Annotated in this window: 13 protein-coding genes and 1 other RNA gene; 8 read left to right on the forward strand and 6 right to left on the reverse strand. The window is 61.1% G+C overall.

Translation table 11 applies throughout. The annotated features are described in order from the left end of the window. Nucleotides 1-42: 42 nt before the first annotated feature. The 3 genes from ISX84_RS16660 to ISX84_RS16670 form a co-directional block, all read right to left on the reverse strand. A complete protein-coding gene (locus ISX84_RS16660; protein ID WP_195821525.1) occupies nt 43-441 on the reverse strand; it encodes a RidA family protein in 399 nt (132 codons plus the stop codon). Beyond that, nucleotides 434-2,197, reverse strand: a complete 1,764-nt coding sequence (locus ISX84_RS16665) for a DNA polymerase III subunit gamma/tau (protein WP_195821526.1) — start codon at nt 2,195-2,197, stop codon at nt 434-436. Before ISX84_RS16665 ends, ISX84_RS16660 begins: the two co-directional genes overlap by 8 nt. 79 nt (nt 2,198-2,276) lie before the next feature. After that, complete coding sequence (locus tag ISX84_RS16670; RefSeq protein WP_195821527.1) at nt 2,277-2,867, reverse strand: TetR/AcrR family transcriptional regulator; 591 nt, start codon at nt 2,865-2,867, stop codon at nt 2,277-2,279. 86 nt (nt 2,868-2,953) lie between these two features. Here ISX84_RS16670 and ISX84_RS16675 point away from each other — a divergent pair, with 86 nt between their 5' ends. Beyond that, nucleotides 2,954-3,832 carry an alpha/beta hydrolase family protein gene (locus ISX84_RS16675; protein WP_195821528.1) on the forward strand — a complete coding sequence of 293 codons (879 nt, stop codon included), beginning with the start codon at nt 2,954-2,956 and terminating at the stop codon, nt 3,830-3,832. Nucleotides 3,833-3,889: 57 nt separating this feature from the next. On the opposite strand, the gene ffs is transcribed toward ISX84_RS16675, so the two are convergent. Further along, an RNA gene (gene ffs / locus ISX84_RS16680) (signal recognition particle sRNA small type) lies at nt 3,890-3,986 on the reverse strand. A gap of 45 nt (nt 3,987-4,031) precedes the next feature. After that, nucleotides 4,032-5,912, reverse strand: coding sequence for a 5'-nucleotidase C-terminal domain-containing protein (locus tag ISX84_RS16685; RefSeq protein ID WP_195821529.1), 1,881 nt, complete (start codon nt 5,910-5,912; stop codon nt 4,032-4,034). 145 nt (nt 5,913-6,057) lie between these two features. Here ISX84_RS16685 and nudC point away from each other — a divergent pair, with 145 nt between their 5' ends. Together nudC and ISX84_RS16695 are read left to right on the forward strand one after the other, a co-directional pair. Then, the gene (nudC, locus tag ISX84_RS16690; protein WP_195821530.1) at nt 6,058-7,026 is read left to right on the forward strand and encodes an NAD(+) diphosphatase; all 969 of its coding nucleotides are present in this window, start codon (nt 6,058-6,060) and stop codon (nt 7,024-7,026) included. Nucleotides 7,027-7,061: 35 nt separating this feature from the next. Beyond that, complete coding sequence (locus ISX84_RS16695; protein ID WP_195821531.1) at nt 7,062-7,529, forward strand: SRPBCC family protein; 468 nt, start codon at nt 7,062-7,064, stop codon at nt 7,527-7,529. A gap of 245 nt (nt 7,530-7,774) precedes the next feature. Here ISX84_RS16695 and ISX84_RS16700 read toward each other — a convergent pair whose 3' ends face one another. After that, the gene (locus tag ISX84_RS16700) at nt 7,775-8,620 is read right to left on the reverse strand and encodes a prephenate dehydratase (RefSeq protein ID WP_195821532.1); all 846 of its coding nucleotides are present in this window, start codon (nt 8,618-8,620) and stop codon (nt 7,775-7,777) included. Nucleotides 8,621-8,739: 119 nt separating this feature from the next. Between ISX84_RS16700 and ISX84_RS16705 the strand changes: the two genes are divergently transcribed. The 5 genes from ISX84_RS16705 to ISX84_RS16725 all read left to right on the forward strand — a co-directional run bounded on the left by ISX84_RS16705 (nt 8,740) and on the right by ISX84_RS16725 (nt 15,159). Next, nucleotides 8,740-9,243, forward strand: a complete 504-nt coding sequence (locus tag ISX84_RS16705; protein WP_195821533.1) for a c-type cytochrome — start codon at nt 8,740-8,742, stop codon at nt 9,241-9,243. 199 nt (nt 9,244-9,442) lie between these two features. Further along, complete coding sequence (locus ISX84_RS16710) at nt 9,443-11,374, forward strand: extracellular solute-binding protein (protein ID WP_195821534.1); 1,932 nt, start codon at nt 9,443-9,445, stop codon at nt 11,372-11,374. A gap of 7 nt (nt 11,375-11,381) precedes the next feature. Further along, nucleotides 11,382-12,476, forward strand: a complete 1,095-nt coding sequence (locus ISX84_RS16715; RefSeq protein ID WP_195821535.1) for a microcin C ABC transporter permease YejB — start codon at nt 11,382-11,384, stop codon at nt 12,474-12,476. Continuing rightward, nucleotides 12,476-13,582 (forward strand): ABC transporter permease, encoded by a 1,107-nt coding sequence (locus ISX84_RS16720; RefSeq protein ID WP_195821536.1) that lies wholly within the window; start codon nt 12,476-12,478, stop codon nt 13,580-13,582. Before ISX84_RS16715 ends, ISX84_RS16720 begins: the two co-directional genes overlap by 1 nt. Then, nucleotides 13,579-15,159, forward strand: a complete 1,581-nt coding sequence (locus ISX84_RS16725; RefSeq protein ID WP_195821537.1) for an ABC transporter ATP-binding protein — start codon at nt 13,579-13,581, stop codon at nt 15,157-15,159. The genes ISX84_RS16720 and ISX84_RS16725 overlap by 4 nt, the downstream gene beginning before the upstream one ends. Nucleotides 15,160-15,191 lie beyond the last annotated feature (32 nt).

The raw sequence follows: 15,191 nt of genomic DNA on the forward strand, positions 1-15,191 counted from the left end.
CTTCTTGTTTCAAATCCGCATGAGGCAGTGCTGCCCTGTTACTTAGTCACTTTTGAGCCGGGCGACCACCTTAAGCTCGACAATCACGCCGGGCGTCGCAAAGCCCGCAACCTCTATTGCCGTCCAGGCCGGATAGGGGCGGCTGACCCGCCCCCCGCGCAGTTTCCTGAAAAGCGTCAGGTGATCGGCGAGACCAACATGATACGACGTCATCTCGATGACATCGGCAAAGCTGAGGCCCGCCTCGGCCAGCACCATCTCGACCGCATCGAAGGCCGTGGTGATCTGCATTTCGGGATCCGGAGAGGGCGGTCCGTCGAGCGGGCAGCCATTGAACCCGGTCAGGAAGACGTGACCGTTGGATACAATGCCCGGCGACATCTGCCAATCCTGCTCAAGCGACGCCATCCGGGGCGGGATCAGCGCCCGGGGATTAGTCATCCTCGAAGGGATCCCATTCGTCTTCTACTTCGGGCAGGGCTTCCTGAACGGCTTCGGCGGCGATCTGATCCGCGGTGCGGATATCCTTGATCTGTGCCTTCGGGAACTGGGCGAGCACGGCCTGCATCAGGGGATGCGCTTTCGCCTCGGCTTCCAACGCGTATCGCTCCGCGTTGCGCACCTCGTCGATGGTCTTGCCGCCGCCTTCGTTCACGACCGTCACGGCCCAGCGGTTGCCGGTCCACATCTGCAGCCGATGCCCCAGCCTTTGCGCCAGATCGCGGGGGGCCCGCGCCGTGGGCTCGAATTCGATGCGCCCGGGCTGATAAGAGGCCAGCCGCACATCGGTCTCCACATCTGCCAAGAGCTTGCCGTCCCGATTGGCCCGGATCAACTCGACCACGTGATCGAAACTCGGGAACCGTGCCAGAGCCGCATCAACGTCCAGCGCCTGAGCCGTCGCCGGTCCTGCGCCGCCATTGGCGGATGTCCGGGCCGAGGCGACAGCCGAGGCCCCCCCGCCCGCGGCACGCGCGCCTGTGCTCTGCACAGGCTGTGACCCACCCGAGGATCTGCCCGGCGCCGGAGGTGGCGTGGTCCCTTGCAGCTTGCGTACCAACTCTTCCGGGCTGGGCAGATCGGCCACATGCGTCAGCCGGATGATCGCCATTTCCGCCGCCATCATCGCATTGGGTGCGCTGGCAACCTCATCCAGCGCCTTCAGCAACATTTGCCACAGCCGGGTCAGAACCCGCATCGGCAAGGCGTCAGCCATTGCCATCCCGCGGCTGCGTTCATCCGGCGACACGGTCGGGTCTTCGGCGGCCTCGGGCGTGATTTTCACCACCGACACCCAATGGGTAATCTCCGCCAGATCCCGCAGCACGGCCATCGGGTCCGCGCCTTCGGCATATTGCGCCGAGAGTTCCGTCAAGGCCCCCGCCGCGTCGCCCTTCAGGATCATGTCGAACAAATCGAGCACCCGCCCGCGATCCGCTAGCCCCAGCATGGCCCGCACCTGCAGGGCTGTGGTCTCTCCGGCACCATGGCTGATGGCCTGGTCCAGCAGCGATGTTGCATCCCGGGCAGAGCCTTCTGCCGCGCGCGCGATCAGGGCCAGCGCATCATCCGCAATCTCCGCGCCCTCGGCACCGGCAATCTTGCGCATCAGGGCGATCATCACCTCCGGTTCGATCCGCCGCAAATCGAACCGCTGGCAGCGCGACAGGACCGTGACCGGCACCTTGCGGATTTCCGTGGTGGCAAAGATGAACTTCACATGCGCCGGCGGCTCCTCAAGCGTTTTCAACAGTGCGTTGAAGGCCCCGGTCGACAGCATGTGCACTTCGTCGATGATGTAGACCTTGTAACGGGCAGAGGCCGCGCGATAGTGCACCGAATCGATGATCTCGCGGATATTCGCCACCCCGGTGTTGGACGCGGCATCCATCTCCAGCACGTCCACATGGCGGCCTTCCATGATCGCCGTGCAATGTTCGCAGGTGCCGCAGGGCTCCGTGGTCGGGCCGCCACTGCCATCCGGACCAATGCAGTTCATGCCCTTGGCGATGATCCGGGCGGTCGTGGTTTTCCCCGTCCCGCGAATGCCGGTCATGATGAAGGCTTGTGCTATCCGGTCCGCCTCAAAGGCGTTTTTCAGCGTGCGGACCATTGCGTCCTGACCCACCAGATCGGCAAAGGTCTCCGGGCGGTACTTGCGCGCCAGCACCTGGTAGTTGGATGTGTCGTCTTGCATGCTCTGCCTTCCGGAACCGGGGTGCAGGCAAACTAGAGGCTCCGCCCGGTGGCGTCCAGCAGCGCAGGCCGGATTTGCTCTAATTCCTGCCGGTCCCGGATGCCGCCTGCGGCATATGGGCGAACAACTCCGGCAGGCCGCGCAACACCTCCGAACTTTTGCGGGCGCGGGCGAGCTGCCAGCCGCCCTGGATCAGCAGGAACACATGTTCCGCGCGCCGTCGGGCGTCTGCCTCCTGCAAGCCGAATCGGTTGGCGTGGTCCTGCACCTCTTCGATCCAGCCTTCGTAGCATCGCTCCGCGTGGCGCAGGAATTCTGCATTGCCGGGACCTTCAAAGAGGGTTGAACCCACGGGGCAGCCATCTTGCTGGCCGGTGAGGTCAAAGAGTTTGGCCAGCTTGAAACACAGCGTGGTCGCCCCGTCCTCAAAGGTCTTTGCCCCGGCAAAACTCGCCGCGATCACGCGCAACATCTCGTCCGATGCCCAGGTCGCCGCCGCCAGTGCGAGATCCGCCTTGCCGTTTGGAAAATGGTGGTAGAGCGACCCTTTGGGCGCCGTCGCTTCGGCTAGCAGATCGTTCAGGCCAACCCCATGATATCCGCGGGACCGGAAGAGTTGTGCCGCTGCGCGGATCAGCCTGTCTTTGGTCGGAAGAGCGCTTGTATCCATACTGGCAGCTTGACAGAGCTAGACCAAATGGTCCAGTCATGGGAATAGACCAATTGGTCTACTGATTGGATGCGCAGGAGGTCAGCATGTTGAAAGTCGTGGAAACGCCCAGAATACGCCGCCGCCTGATCAAGACGGCGGATGGGGCCGAACTGGGGGGGACGCTTTTTCTGCCACCGTTCCACCCCTGCGCCGCCCTGGTGCTCAACGGGGCAACCGGCGTGCCGCAGTCCTACTACAGCGCCTTTGCGGAATGGGCCGCTGTCGAGCACGGCATCGCGGTCCTGACCTACGACTATCGCGGCATGGGGCGGTCGTCCGCCGGGCCGATGCGCCAGAGCCGTGCCACCATGTCCGACTGGGGGTTGCGCGACAATGCCGCCGCCCGTGCCCATCTGCGCCGCGCGGTGCCGGATGTGCCGCTTTGGGTCATGGGCCATTCGCTGGGCACGATGCTCCTGCCGATGCAGGACGACATCAGCGGCATTGATCGCGTGATTGGCGTGGCGTCGGGCTTTGTGCATCACGCCGATCACCCCTGGCCGTACCGAGCCTTTGCGCTCTACTTCTGGTATGGGATTCCGTCACTTGTGACGCCTTTGTGTGGCTATCTGCCCGGCCGCAAGCTGGGCCTGGGGGTCGATATGCCCGGCACTGCTTACACGGAATGGCGCCGCTGGTGCACGACACCAAGCGTGCATGATGGCGCCTTGCGCGACAGCCTGCCTGCGCCCGACTGGTCACGATCCGGCGCGCCGGTGCGTCTGATTTCCTTTACCGATGACGACGTGTGCCCGACCATTTGCTCGCAGCGGTTGGCGGAAACCTATGACGGATATGCGCAGGTGGAAACGCTGGATCCAAAAGCCTTTGGCCTGAAACGCATTGGACACATCTCCGCCTTTGCCAAAAAGAACGAAGCCGTGTGGCATGCGCTTCTGGTCGGTCGGTCAGTGGATATCTGATCTGCGCCCCATCGCGCTTTGGGGTGACGTACATCCGCAAAGCCGCATGCAGGGATCGGTGAGAGGCTGGACAACGACCCAAGCGGGGCTCGTTACGGCTGCTTCCTTCCGGATCTGACCGGGTTGGCGAGGCGCTCGCCCGCGCCAACCTCTCAGGCCTGCATATAGGCAAGCGGTGCGCGGGACGCAAGGGTGTGATCTAGAGATGCAGCCGCAGGCGCACAAAGCCATCCTGCGTGTATCCGCAGGGTTCCGGGCGCAACTGCGCGATGTCGGATAGATGGTTCAACGCATCCGGTGCCGTGTTCAAGATGGCGCTCAGACCCGCGGCGGAGGGCGCAAAATGCCAGGGGGTGGCAGACCGCACGGCCTCGCAGTTCGGGGCCGCAAGATAGTCGATCAGGGCCAGATCGAGAGGCGCATCTTCCCGCACCACGATGTCGTTATCGTCAAAAGCACGGAATGTACCCCCACCGCCTGCCCGGTGATCGGTCACGGCAACCAGAAACTCCTGATCGGGGTGAACGGGTTGGCCCTGCCATGTGATCTCCGACACCCGACCCGCCGCCCCGTCGATGGGACGGCCCGCCGCGTCAAACCGCGCCGGCACTGTCAGATCGATCTGATAGTTCAGGCCATAGAGCGCGTCGAAACGGAACCCCGGCACCTGGGGATCGATCAGCATCTGGTCCGGCCTGTCCGTTTGCAGGACATTGAACAGCAACGAAGACCGTTCCAGCCATCCGGCGATCCGCGCGCCACTGGCTTTGACCGCCCAGACCTGATTGGCATAGGGGATGAGGCCCGCAACATGGCGCCGCTCAAGCTGGCCTGCGGGCAATGCGATGAAGTTGTCCGGCCCTTCAAACCCGCCGGTCGCAGGGGTCGCCGTTGCGGCCAGCAGGGGCAGGGCTGCGAATTCCGTCCCTGCGACAGCCTTCGCAATGGCGTGTTTCTTGGCCTCGGCTAGGAGCGCGGTCACCGGGCTGGGGGAGGCCAGGGCGAAATAGCTGTGCATCGGGGCGCCAAGCTGCGCGACGGCACGCGCCAATTCCTTGCGCGTGGCCTGATGGGCGTCCTGTGCGAGGGCCGCGATATGCGTGTCCTCGCCGATATCCGGCGTCAGCGGTCTGAGCGCAACAGAGACGTCGTCCATGTGCCAGCCCGACTTGCCGTCACGCGGGCGTAAGGAGAGGTCCATCACCCCGAGGTAGCAGGCCCCGCTGCCCGGCATGACAACCGGTTTTTCTGCGATGCGCCCTGCCTGGCAATCAATGCCGTCAACACCGTCGTGATCCGGACCCGGAAACCGCAGATGCGTGTGGCCTGCAATCACCGCATCCACATCAGCCAGCGCTGCAACCTCGGCCGCCTGATTTTGCGCGTCGTCCCCTTCGTCGAATTGCGCGATGCCCATATGGGCAAGGGCAATCACGAGGTCGGCGCCTTCGGATTTTACTTGCTGAACGGTCCGCTCCAAGGCAGGCAGTGGTGAGGTAACGCGGGCGGTCTCATCCAGATGGTGCCGGTTCCATGTCGCTGTCTGTTGCGGCAGCCCCGAGACCACGCCAATGCGCAGGGCCTTCGTCTCACCCGTCGCGTCCGGGATTTCACGTTCAATCAGCGCGTAGGGCAGCAGCGATGTCAGCCGATCGGAGGTCAGGTTGGAACAGACAACTGGTGCGTCAAATTCCGCGATGCAATGCGCCAGATGATCCGTACCGTGATCAAAGTCGTGATTGCCGATGCCTACGGCGTCGTATTTCAACGCGTTCATGGCCATCACCATCGGGTGCGGTGTCACGCGATGCTCGGCAAGGTGTACGCCCAGCGGTGTCCCTTGCAGCGTGTCGCCATTGTCCATCAGCAAGCAGACCGCGCCCATCTCGGCTGCCTCGTCTCTCGCCCTGCGGATCAGAGTGGCCAGCCGCGCCAGACTCTCCGCCCCCGTATGGCGGTCTTTGACGTAGTCATAGGCGATCAACTGCATGTGCAGATCGCTTGTGGCGAGCAGACGTACCCTGACGCCGCCATTGGCGAATTCAGGAGCGGCATCAGGCAATGGTTCAGCAGCGATCATGATCGAGAGTTTATCAACTTGGGCACGAATTGATATCCATCAGATCGCGCAGAGGTTGGCAAGCCTTGCAGTGGCCAAATCGGTGCTTTGGCCTTGCAAGACTGCAGACCGCATGCCAGTCGTTCAAAAACGACAGGGACAGGGTATGAAACACGCGGAAACGGTGACCTTCGGAGGGTCCGCGCTGGACCGTGCAGGCGAGATCCGCGAGGACGCGGCGGCCCTGACATCAGCCCGCGACCACCCGGACAGCCGTGCAATCCTGTTCTGGCGTGGCAAGCCGCTGGTCACGCCGCATAAACCGTCCGAACTTGTGCGCCTGCCGCTGGATCATCCCGTCTTGGCCTCGGCGTCCGACGAACAGATCCTGCTGGGGCGCGAGGACGGCGCCTTTCGCTTTGCCTATGACCTGTCCGACTGGGAGCCGGAAGATTTGGATGCCACCCAACTTGGTGGTTTCCTCGACCCGACCGAGCAGCATCACCCGGACTTGCCGGACACCATGGCGTTTCTGGAACTGCGGCGGATCATGACCTGGCTGACACCGCGCGATGCAGAGCTTGCAGCAACGGGCAAGGCCATCTTTGGCTGGCACGAAACGCATAAGTTCTGTTCCAAATGCGGCGAGAAATCCGAGATCAGCCATGCGGGCTGGCAGCGCAAATGCCCCACATGCGCCGGGACCCATTTCCCGCGCACCGATCCGGTGGTGATCATGCTGATCACGCGGGGGAACAAGGTGCTGATGGGGCGGTCTCCGGGATGGCCGGAGGGGATGTATTCGCTGCTCGCGGGATTTGTTGAGCCGGGCGAGACGCTGGAAGCTGCCGTCCGGCGCGAGGTTTTTGAGGAGACCGGCGTTTCCGTGGGACCGGTCAGCTATCTGGCCAGCCAACCCTGGCCTTTTCCCGCCTCCTTGATGTTCGGATGTGCCGGTGAGGCAACCAACGAGGAGATCACGATCGATCCGGTCGAGATCGAAGACGCGCTATGGGTCAGTCGCGAGGAGATGATGCAGATATTCGCCGGGGATCATCCGCGCATCCTGCCCGCCCGCAAAGGAGCCATTGCGCATTTTTTGCTGGAAAACTGGCTTGCGGACAGGTTGGATTGACCGAACATCAACGCTCTGGCTGATACAGGGGCCCTATGAAGTTTTCTACCCAAGAGGTCATGGAGGCCCCGATTGCGGAGGTTTTCGCGATGCTGACGCGTTTCGAATACTTCGAGCGCTCGGCGATGCGGCGGGGTGCTGATGTTCGGCGCACCGATGATCTGACCGGCGTGGGTGTCGGGATGACCTGGCTGGCCAGTTTTCAACTGCGCGGCCGTAGCAGAGAACTCAATCTGGAGGTCGCGTCCTACGAGCCGCCGCATCAGGTGGTGCTGGATCTGACCTCGCCAGGGCTGCAGGGTGACACGCGGTTTGAGCTCATTGCGCTCTCAAAGAGTCGAACCCGCATCATGGTCAGCCTTGAGATGCGCCCGCTTACGCTATCGGCGCGCATGCTGTTGCAGCCGCTCAAGCTGACGAAATCGTCGCTGAACAGGAAATATAAAGACCGCGTCGCAAGCTATCTTGATCAGATCGAAGAGCAGTACCGCAACAGCGCCTGAGCAAGGGTGTTGCAAAGGTCGGTTGTGACGCCGCCTTGTCTGCCCACTCGCGAGTGCCACACCTGCAAGGGCGGGACAGTATTCCGGCGTGTCAGGGAATCCCCGTGTAGAAAACGGCTTCACGCGGTGCACCGTTGACCGGTTCGCACGCCTTGTCTTTTGGGCGGAACGGGCTGGCGGGACCACATTGTACGTGTGGACCAGCAAGATGCGTCGAGGTTGAGCCGGTCGCTAAACGCTGTTGATCAATGACGCCCGGGGTCAGCCGGATACACACCTAAAATCTCGATCATATTTGTGAAGTAGTCCAACTCCTCCAGGGCGCGCTGCACACCCGGATCCTCGGGATGACCTTCGATATCGGCGTAAAACTGCGTGGCCGTGAAGGAGCCGCCGACCATGTAGCTTTCCAGCTTGGTCATGTTGATGCCGTTGGTCGCAAAGCCGCCCATGGCCTTGTAGAGCGCGGCGGGAATGTTGCGGACCTCAAAGACGAAGCTGGTGATCATGCCATGCGCGCCGCGGCGTTTGTGGTCCGCCTCGGGAGACATCAGCAGAAACCGGGTTGTGTTGTTGCCCTCATCCTCGATGTGACGCGCCAGGAGATCGAGGCCATAGATCTCTGCCGCCAGTTCACTGGCAAGCGCGGCCATTGCGGGGTCCCCGGCGGCAGCGACCTCTTTGGCGGAGCCTGCGGTATCGGCGCCTGTTACCCGCGAAATACCGTGCTGGGCGAGGAATTCCTTGCACTGTCCCAACAAAACGGTGTGGCTCATTGCCGATTTGATCTCCCCGATGGGGGTTCCCGGTACGGCCAGCAGGTTGATATGCACGCGCACAAAGGCTTCCTCGATGATGTGCAATCCGGATTTGGGCAGCAGGGAATGAATGTCGGCGACGCGCCCGTAGGTCGAGTTTTCAACCGGCAGCATCGCCAGTTCCGCGTCCCCTGAGCGCACGGCATCCACCGCATCTTCGAACGTCGCGCAGGGCACCGGTGTCATGTCTGGGCGCGCGGTGCGGCAGGCTTCGTGGCTATAGGCCCCCAACTCTCCCTGAAAGGCGATGCGGGCGGACGATGCAGTGCTCATTAAGCGATCCTTGGTTCTTTTCTTCTATGCGAGGTCGATTGGTCGCGGTAAGTACACCTTGCCACCGGTAAGGTGAAGCAATAGATACCGCCCAAACCCATAGAAACGGATCGCTGAGTATGTTCGACACAATGACCTTCACCAAAGCAGCCGGTGGCATCTGCGGCGCGCTGCTCGTGTTTCTGCTAGGTAAGTGGGCTGCGGAAGAATTGTACCATGTGGAAAGCCATGGCGAGGCATCCTACGTGATCGAGGTCGAAGGCGGTGAAGAGGTGGCCGAGGTCGAGGAAGTCGACTTCGCAACGGTTCTTGCGGCGGCCGATCCCGAAGACGGCGCCAAGGTGTTCCGCAAATGCTCGGCCTGTCACAAGCTGGCCGATGGCGAGAATGGCACAGGCCCGCATCTCTACGGCGTTGTCGGGCGTGAAAAAGGCGCAGTGGGCGGCTTCAACTACTCCGACACGCTGGCATCCATGGACGGCGCCTGGACGGCGGAAAACCTCAACGGCTTCCTGGAAAAGCCGTCCTCCTACGCGCCCGGCACGTCGATGAGCTTTGCCGGTCTGCGCAAAGTGGAAGAGCGTGCCGATCTGATCGCCTATCTCGACAGCCTCGACAACTGATTTAGAAATCTGGTCTTAACGACTAATTAACCAAAAAAGCCGCTTGTTAAGAAACAGGCGGCTTTTTTGTTGCGTCAAGGTGGCAGTGCACTCCGGATCACATTTTCGCAACTTGTAACTTGGCGTGGTGTCCCGTTAGCTTACATGGTTAACGACGCAGATGCCGACACAGACGGCGCAAGACCGGAGGATATGCCAGATGAAACCCCCCCAGGCTCAGGCGAAGACACGTACGGCGGCGGCGCGCGCCCTTGATTTCTGTACCGGCTTACTGATCCTGGCGCTGGCGCTTTTCTGGACCAGCAGCCTGCGCGCCGAGGAAGAAACGATCGTCAGCCATGGCTATTCCTTTTACGGCGAGTTGACCTATCCAAAGGACTTCAATCACTTCAACTATGTGAATCCTGACGCGCCCAAGGGCGGCGAAATCTCCCTGTCTTTTGTGGGGACACTCGATTCGATGAACCCTTACAACGGCAAAGGCCGGGCGCATCTCTTTTCGGTTTTCCATTATGAGAGCCTGCTGGGGTCAGCGCCAAGTCAGGTGTCGCTGCCCGCTGACGTTTACAGCGAATACTACTGCCTTTTGTGCGAGAGCGTGGAATATCCCAAGGGCCGTGAATGGGTTATTTTCCGCATGCGCCCCGAGGCGCGGTTTTCGGATGGGACACCCGTCACTGCGCATGATGTCGTTTTCAGCCACAATCTGATCCTGGATCAGGGTCTCAGATCTTTTCGTGAGGCGGTGAAAAAACGCATCCCGAAAGTCGAGGCGATCGACGATCATACCGTCAAGTTCTACTTCGCCGATGGTATTTCGCGCCGGAGCCTGATTGAGCAGGTCGGCAATACCACCGTGTGGCAAAAGAAATGGTTTGATGAAACCGGCAATAGGTTGGATGAAACCTGGATCGAGACACCGCCCGGCTCTGGCCCGTACGTGATCGAAAGCGTCGATCTGACGAGGCGGATCGTGCTCAAGCGCAACCCGGACTACTGGGGAAAGGATTTGCCGATCAACGTTGGCCGCAACAATTTTGATCGCATCCGGCTGGAAATTTTTGGCGACGACACCGCCGCCTTCGAAGGGTTCAAGGCGGGTGAATATACGTTCCGCTCGGAAGGCGACAGCCGCAAATGGGCCACCGGATACGATTTCCCAAAGGTCGATCAGGGCCATGTTGTCAAAAAGCCGTTGCCCGATGGGTCGCCTCCGGTGCCAACAGGGATTGTCTTTAACCTTGGAAAAGACGTCTTGAAAGACAGGCGTGTACGGGAGGCGATTGCGCTGGCGTTCAACTTCGAATGGACCAACGAGAGCCTTCAATACGGTTTGTTTTCGCAGCGTTCGTCGTTTTCACAAGGAACGCCCATCGAGGCAAAGGGAAAACCGGAAGGGCTGGAGCTGGAGCTGCTGCAGTCACTGGGCGATCTTGTCCCACCGGAGATGCTGACCGAGGACGTGCGCCAGCCCCATACGTCGAATGCCGCGCGGGTCTTTGACAGACGCAATGCGCGCCGGGCGATGCAACTGCTGGATGAGGCGGGTTACACCATTGGAGACAACGGCACCCGTGCAGATGCGGCGGGCACACCCTTGAAGTTGAACTTCCTGCTCAGCGGGTCGTCTTCGGCCACCGGCAAGGCGGTGATGGAGAATTTCGTGGCCAATGTTCGAAAGCTTGGTATCGACATCACGCTCGAAATCGTTGACCCCGCACAATACACTTCGCGCGAGCGGGATCGGGACTATGATTTGGTCTATGATCAATACGCGGCGTTTTTGGGGACAGGAACCGGCTTGCCCCAGTTTTATGGGTCTGAAGCCGCCGAGTTTTCACTTTTCAATCCGGCCGGGCTGGCCAGTCCGCTGGTCGATGCCATCATTGACGAATCCCTGCAGGTACTGACGCGTGAAGATGAGAAGGCTGCGGTCATGGCGCTGGATCGTGCGCTGCGGCACGAGTTCTTCATGATCCCCCTCTGGTACAACCCCGATCACTGGGTGGCTTACTACGATCAATACGAGCATCCTGAATTCATTCCGTCTTACGCGCTCGGGCATCTCGATTTCTGGTGGTACAATCAGGATAAGGCGGATGCCTTGCGCGATGCCGGGGCGCTGAGGTAACCGCTGTATGGGCGCCTATATTGTCCGAAGATTGCTGCTGATCATTCCGACGCTGCTCGGGATCATGCTGATCAATTTCGCCCTGGTACAATTCGTTCCCGGGGGGCCGGTGGAGCAGGCGATTGCCCGTGCGCAGGGCGGTGGCGATGTCTTTGGCGGCTTTGCCGGAACCAACAACGACGCCGGGGCGGATGAGCTTGCCACCACCGCGAATGAGAGTGAATACATCGGCGCGCGCGGGCTGCCGCCGGAGTTCATTGCAGAGCTGGAAAAAGAGTTCGGGTTCGACAAACCTCCGGTGGAGCGGTTTCTGAACATGCTTTGGAACTACGCCCGGTTCGATTTCGGAGAGAGCTATTTCCGATCCATTTCGGTCATCGACCTGATCAAGGAAAAGCTGCCGGTGTCGATCACGCTGGGCCTCTGGTCCACGCTGATTGCCTATCTGGTGTCGATCCCGCTGGGCATTCGTAAAGCAGTCAAGGATGGCACCAGCTTTGACACATGGACCTCCGGTGCCATCATCGCGGCCTACGCGATCCCGGGATTTCTCTTCGCCATCCTGCTGCTCGTGCTCTTTGCCGGCGGCTCTTACTGGCAGATCTTCCCGCTGCGCGGTCTGACGTCGGATAACTTCGACCAGCTCACCCCGCTGGGCAAGGTTGCGGATTACTTCTGGCACATCACGCTGCCGGTGCTGGCCTCGACCATCTCGGCCTTTGCCACGTTGACGCTGCTGACCAAGAACAGCTTTCTCGACGAGATCAAAAAGCAATATGTGATCACCGCCCGCGCCAAGGGGCTGGCAGAGCGCCGCGTGCTTTACGGCCATGTGTTCCGCAACGCGATGCTGATCGTGATCGCTGGCTTCCCGGCGGTCTTCATCGGGGTGTTCTTTGGTGGCTCGCTGATCATCGAGACGATTTTCAGCCTCGATGGCCTTGGCCGCCTCGGCTTCGAGGCGGCAGTAGCGCGCGACTACCCGGTGGTCTTCGGCACGCTTTTCATCTTTGGGCTGATTGGCCTGATCGTTGGCATCCTGTCGGATCTGATGTACGTGTTGGTCGACCCGCGGATCGATTTTGAGCGGAGGGAAGGCTGATGGCTCTGTCCCCCCTCAACCAACGCCGTTGGCGCAACTTCAAGCGGAACAAGCGGGCCTATTGGTCGCTGTGGATTTTCGCGTTGCTTTTCGGCATCTCGCTGATGGCAGAATTCGTGGCCTACGATAAACCCATCCTCGTGCAGTATCGCGGCAGCTACTATACGCCGATCTGGAATTTCTATCCCGAAACGGAGTTCGGCGGCGACTTCCAGACCGAGGCGGTCTACCGCGATCCGGAGGTGAAGTGCCTGATTGAAACCGGCGGTCTTGATCTGTGTTTCGATGATCCCGAAGGGTACTTCGAGGACGCGCAGGACGGCATCGTCGATGGCGAGACCATCGAAAAGGGCTGGGCCATCTGGCCGCTGATCCCCTATTCCTTCAACACCGCGGTCGACAGACCGGGTGCAGCGCCGCTGCCGCCCAATGGGGAAAACCTGCTGGGCACGGATGGCACCAAGCGCGATGTGCTGGCGCGAGTCATCCACGGGTTCCGCCTGTCGATCCTGTTCACGCTGATCGTCACCGGCGCCGCGAGCCTGATCGGGATATTCGCAGGCGCGGTCCAGGGGTTTTTTGGCGGCAAGACAGATCTCATCTTTCAGCGCATCATTGAAATCTGGTCCTCAACCCCGTCGCTCTACGTGATCATCATCATGTTCGCCATTCTGGGCCGAAGTTTCTGGCTGCTGGTCATCCTGCTGGTGCTCTTCAGTTGGACATCGCTGGTGGGCGTCGTGCGCGCTGAATTCCTGCGCGCCCGCAATCTGGAATACGTCCGGGCCGCGCGCGCCTTGGGGGTGTCGAACGTCACGATCATGTTCCGCCATATGCTGCCCAACGCGATGGTAGCGATGCTGACAATGCTGCCCTTCATCATCACCGGGACGATCTCGACGCTGGCGATCCTCGATTTTCTGGGCTTTGGCCTGCCCTCCTCGGCGCCGTCTTTGGGCGAGCTCACCCTGCAGGCGAAACAGAACCTGCAAGCGCCCTGGCTGGCCTTCACGGCTTTCTTCACCTTCGCCATCATGCTCTCGCTTCTTGTTTTCATCTTCGAAGGCATCCGCGATGCCTTTGATCCCAGAAAGACCTTTTCATGAGTGCACTTCTGGAGGTGAAAGACCTGCGGGTCGGGTTCCGGCAGGACGGGCAAGTCACCGAAGCCGTGAAGGGTGTGAGCTTCTCGGTGGAACGTGGGGAGACTGTTGCGCTGGTGGGTGAATCCGGATCAGGCAAATCCGTCTCGGCGCTCTCAACGGTATCCTTGCTGGGCGACAGCGCGGAGGTCTCCGGATCTGTCACCTATGAAGGCCAGCAGATGATCGGCGCCAGTGAGGCGCAGCTGCGCAAGGTGCGCGGCAATGACATCAGCTTCATCTTTCAGGAGCCGATGACGTCGCTCAACCCGCTGCACACCATTGAAAAGCAACTGGCGGAGAGCCTTGCCCTGCATCAGGGTCTGGCCGGTGCGGCTGCCCGGGCCCGTATTCTCGAACTGCTGGATCAGGTCGGCATTCAGGACGCCGAAAGCCGGATCGGCAGCTATCCGCATCAACTCTCGGGCGGGCAGCGGCAGCGCGTGATGATCGCCATGGCGCTGGCCAATGAGCCGGACGTGCTGATCGCGGACGAACCGACCACGGCGCTGGACGTCACCATCCAGGCGCAGATTCTCGACCTGTTGAAGGAACTCAAGGACCGGCTGGGCATGGGGCTTTTGTTTATCACCCATGACCTCGGTATCGTGCGGCGGATCGCGGACCGGGTCTGTGTCATGCAGCACGGCGAAATCGTGGAAACAGGGCCCGCGCGCGAGATCTTTGACGCGCCGCAGCATCCCTACACCATCAAGCTTCTGAGTGCTGAGCCGTCGGGCACCCCCACGCCCGTGCCGGAGACCGCCGAGGTTGTCGCAAAAACCGACAATCTGAAAATCTGGTTCCCGATCCACGCGGGTCTGCTGCGCCGCACGGTGGGCCATGTGAAGGCCGTGAATGACGCGAGCCTGTCGGTGCGGGCGGGCGAAACCATCGGAATCGTGGGCGAAAGCGGGTCCGGCAAGACCACGCTGGCGCTGGCGGTGATGCGGCTCATTGCCTCCGAGGGGCAGATCGTCTTCATGGGGCAGGACGTGCGCAAGTGGTCGACACGGGAATTGCGCGGGCTGCGCAAGGACATGCAGATCGTGTTCCAGGACCCCTACGGCTCGCTCTCGCCCCGCATGACCTGCGCGCAGATCATCTCCGAAGGGCTGGGCATTCACAAGGTCGATGCGGACCGCGATCCGCGCGATCTGGTGCAAGAGGTGATGGTGGAGGTTGGCCTCGACCCCGCAACCATGGACCGCTACCCGCATGAGTTCTCCGGCGGGCAACGCCAGCGGATTGCCATTGCCCGCGCCATGGTGCTGCGGCCTCGGCTGGTGGTGCTGGATGAGCCGACCTCGGCGCTGGATATGACCGTTCAGGTCCAGATCGTGGACCTGCTGCGCGATCTTCAGGCGAAATACGGGCTGGCCTATATCTTCATCTCGCATGACCTGAAAGTCGTGCGGGCCATGTCGCATCAGGTCATGGTGATGAAGCGCGGAGATGTCATCGAAACCGGCGATGTCGACGCAGTCTTCGACCGCCCGCAACACAGCTACACGCAAACGCTGTTGCAAGCGACGACCTAAGCTGTGGAAGGGCCACCGCGAGGCAGCAGGTA

Origin of the sequence: Roseobacter sp. MH60115 (genome assembly GCF_015644665.1) — a bacterium.
Lineage (GTDB): Bacteria > Pseudomonadota > Alphaproteobacteria > Rhodobacterales > Rhodobacteraceae > Roseobacter.

Excerpts from the sequence above, each read along its gene's own strand:
- ISX84_RS16660 (WP_195821525.1), bottom strand. The coding sequence starts at position 441 with ATGACTAATCCCCGGGCGCTGATCCCGCCCCGGATGGCGTCGCTTGAG.
- ISX84_RS16665 (WP_195821526.1), bottom strand. The coding sequence starts at position 2,197 with ATGCAAGACGACACATCCAACTACCAGGTGCTGGCGCGCAAGTACCGC.
- ISX84_RS16670 (WP_195821527.1), bottom strand. The coding sequence starts at position 2,867 with ATGGATACAAGCGCTCTTCCGACCAAAGACAGGCTGATCCGCGCAGCG.
- ISX84_RS16675 (WP_195821528.1), top strand. The coding sequence starts at position 2,954 with ATGTTGAAAGTCGTGGAAACGCCCAGAATACGCCGCCGCCTGATCAAG.
- ISX84_RS16685 (WP_195821529.1), bottom strand. The coding sequence starts at position 5,912 with ATGATCGCTGCTGAACCATTGCCTGATGCCGCTCCTGAATTCGCCAAT.
- nudC (WP_195821530.1), top strand. The coding sequence starts at position 6,058 with ATGAAACACGCGGAAACGGTGACCTTCGGAGGGTCCGCGCTGGACCGT.
- ISX84_RS16695 (WP_195821531.1), top strand. The coding sequence starts at position 7,062 with ATGAAGTTTTCTACCCAAGAGGTCATGGAGGCCCCGATTGCGGAGGTT.
- ISX84_RS16700 (WP_195821532.1), bottom strand. The coding sequence starts at position 8,620 with ATGAGCACTGCATCGTCCGCCCGCATCGCCTTTCAGGGAGAGTTGGGG.
- ISX84_RS16705 (WP_195821533.1), top strand. The coding sequence starts at position 8,740 with ATGTTCGACACAATGACCTTCACCAAAGCAGCCGGTGGCATCTGCGGC.
- ISX84_RS16710 (WP_195821534.1), top strand. The coding sequence starts at position 9,443 with ATGAAACCCCCCCAGGCTCAGGCGAAGACACGTACGGCGGCGGCGCGC.
- ISX84_RS16715 (WP_195821535.1), top strand. The coding sequence starts at position 11,382 with ATGGGCGCCTATATTGTCCGAAGATTGCTGCTGATCATTCCGACGCTG.
- ISX84_RS16720 (WP_195821536.1), top strand. The coding sequence starts at position 12,476 with ATGGCTCTGTCCCCCCTCAACCAACGCCGTTGGCGCAACTTCAAGCGG.
- ISX84_RS16725 (WP_195821537.1), top strand. The coding sequence starts at position 13,579 with ATGAGTGCACTTCTGGAGGTGAAAGACCTGCGGGTCGGGTTCCGGCAG.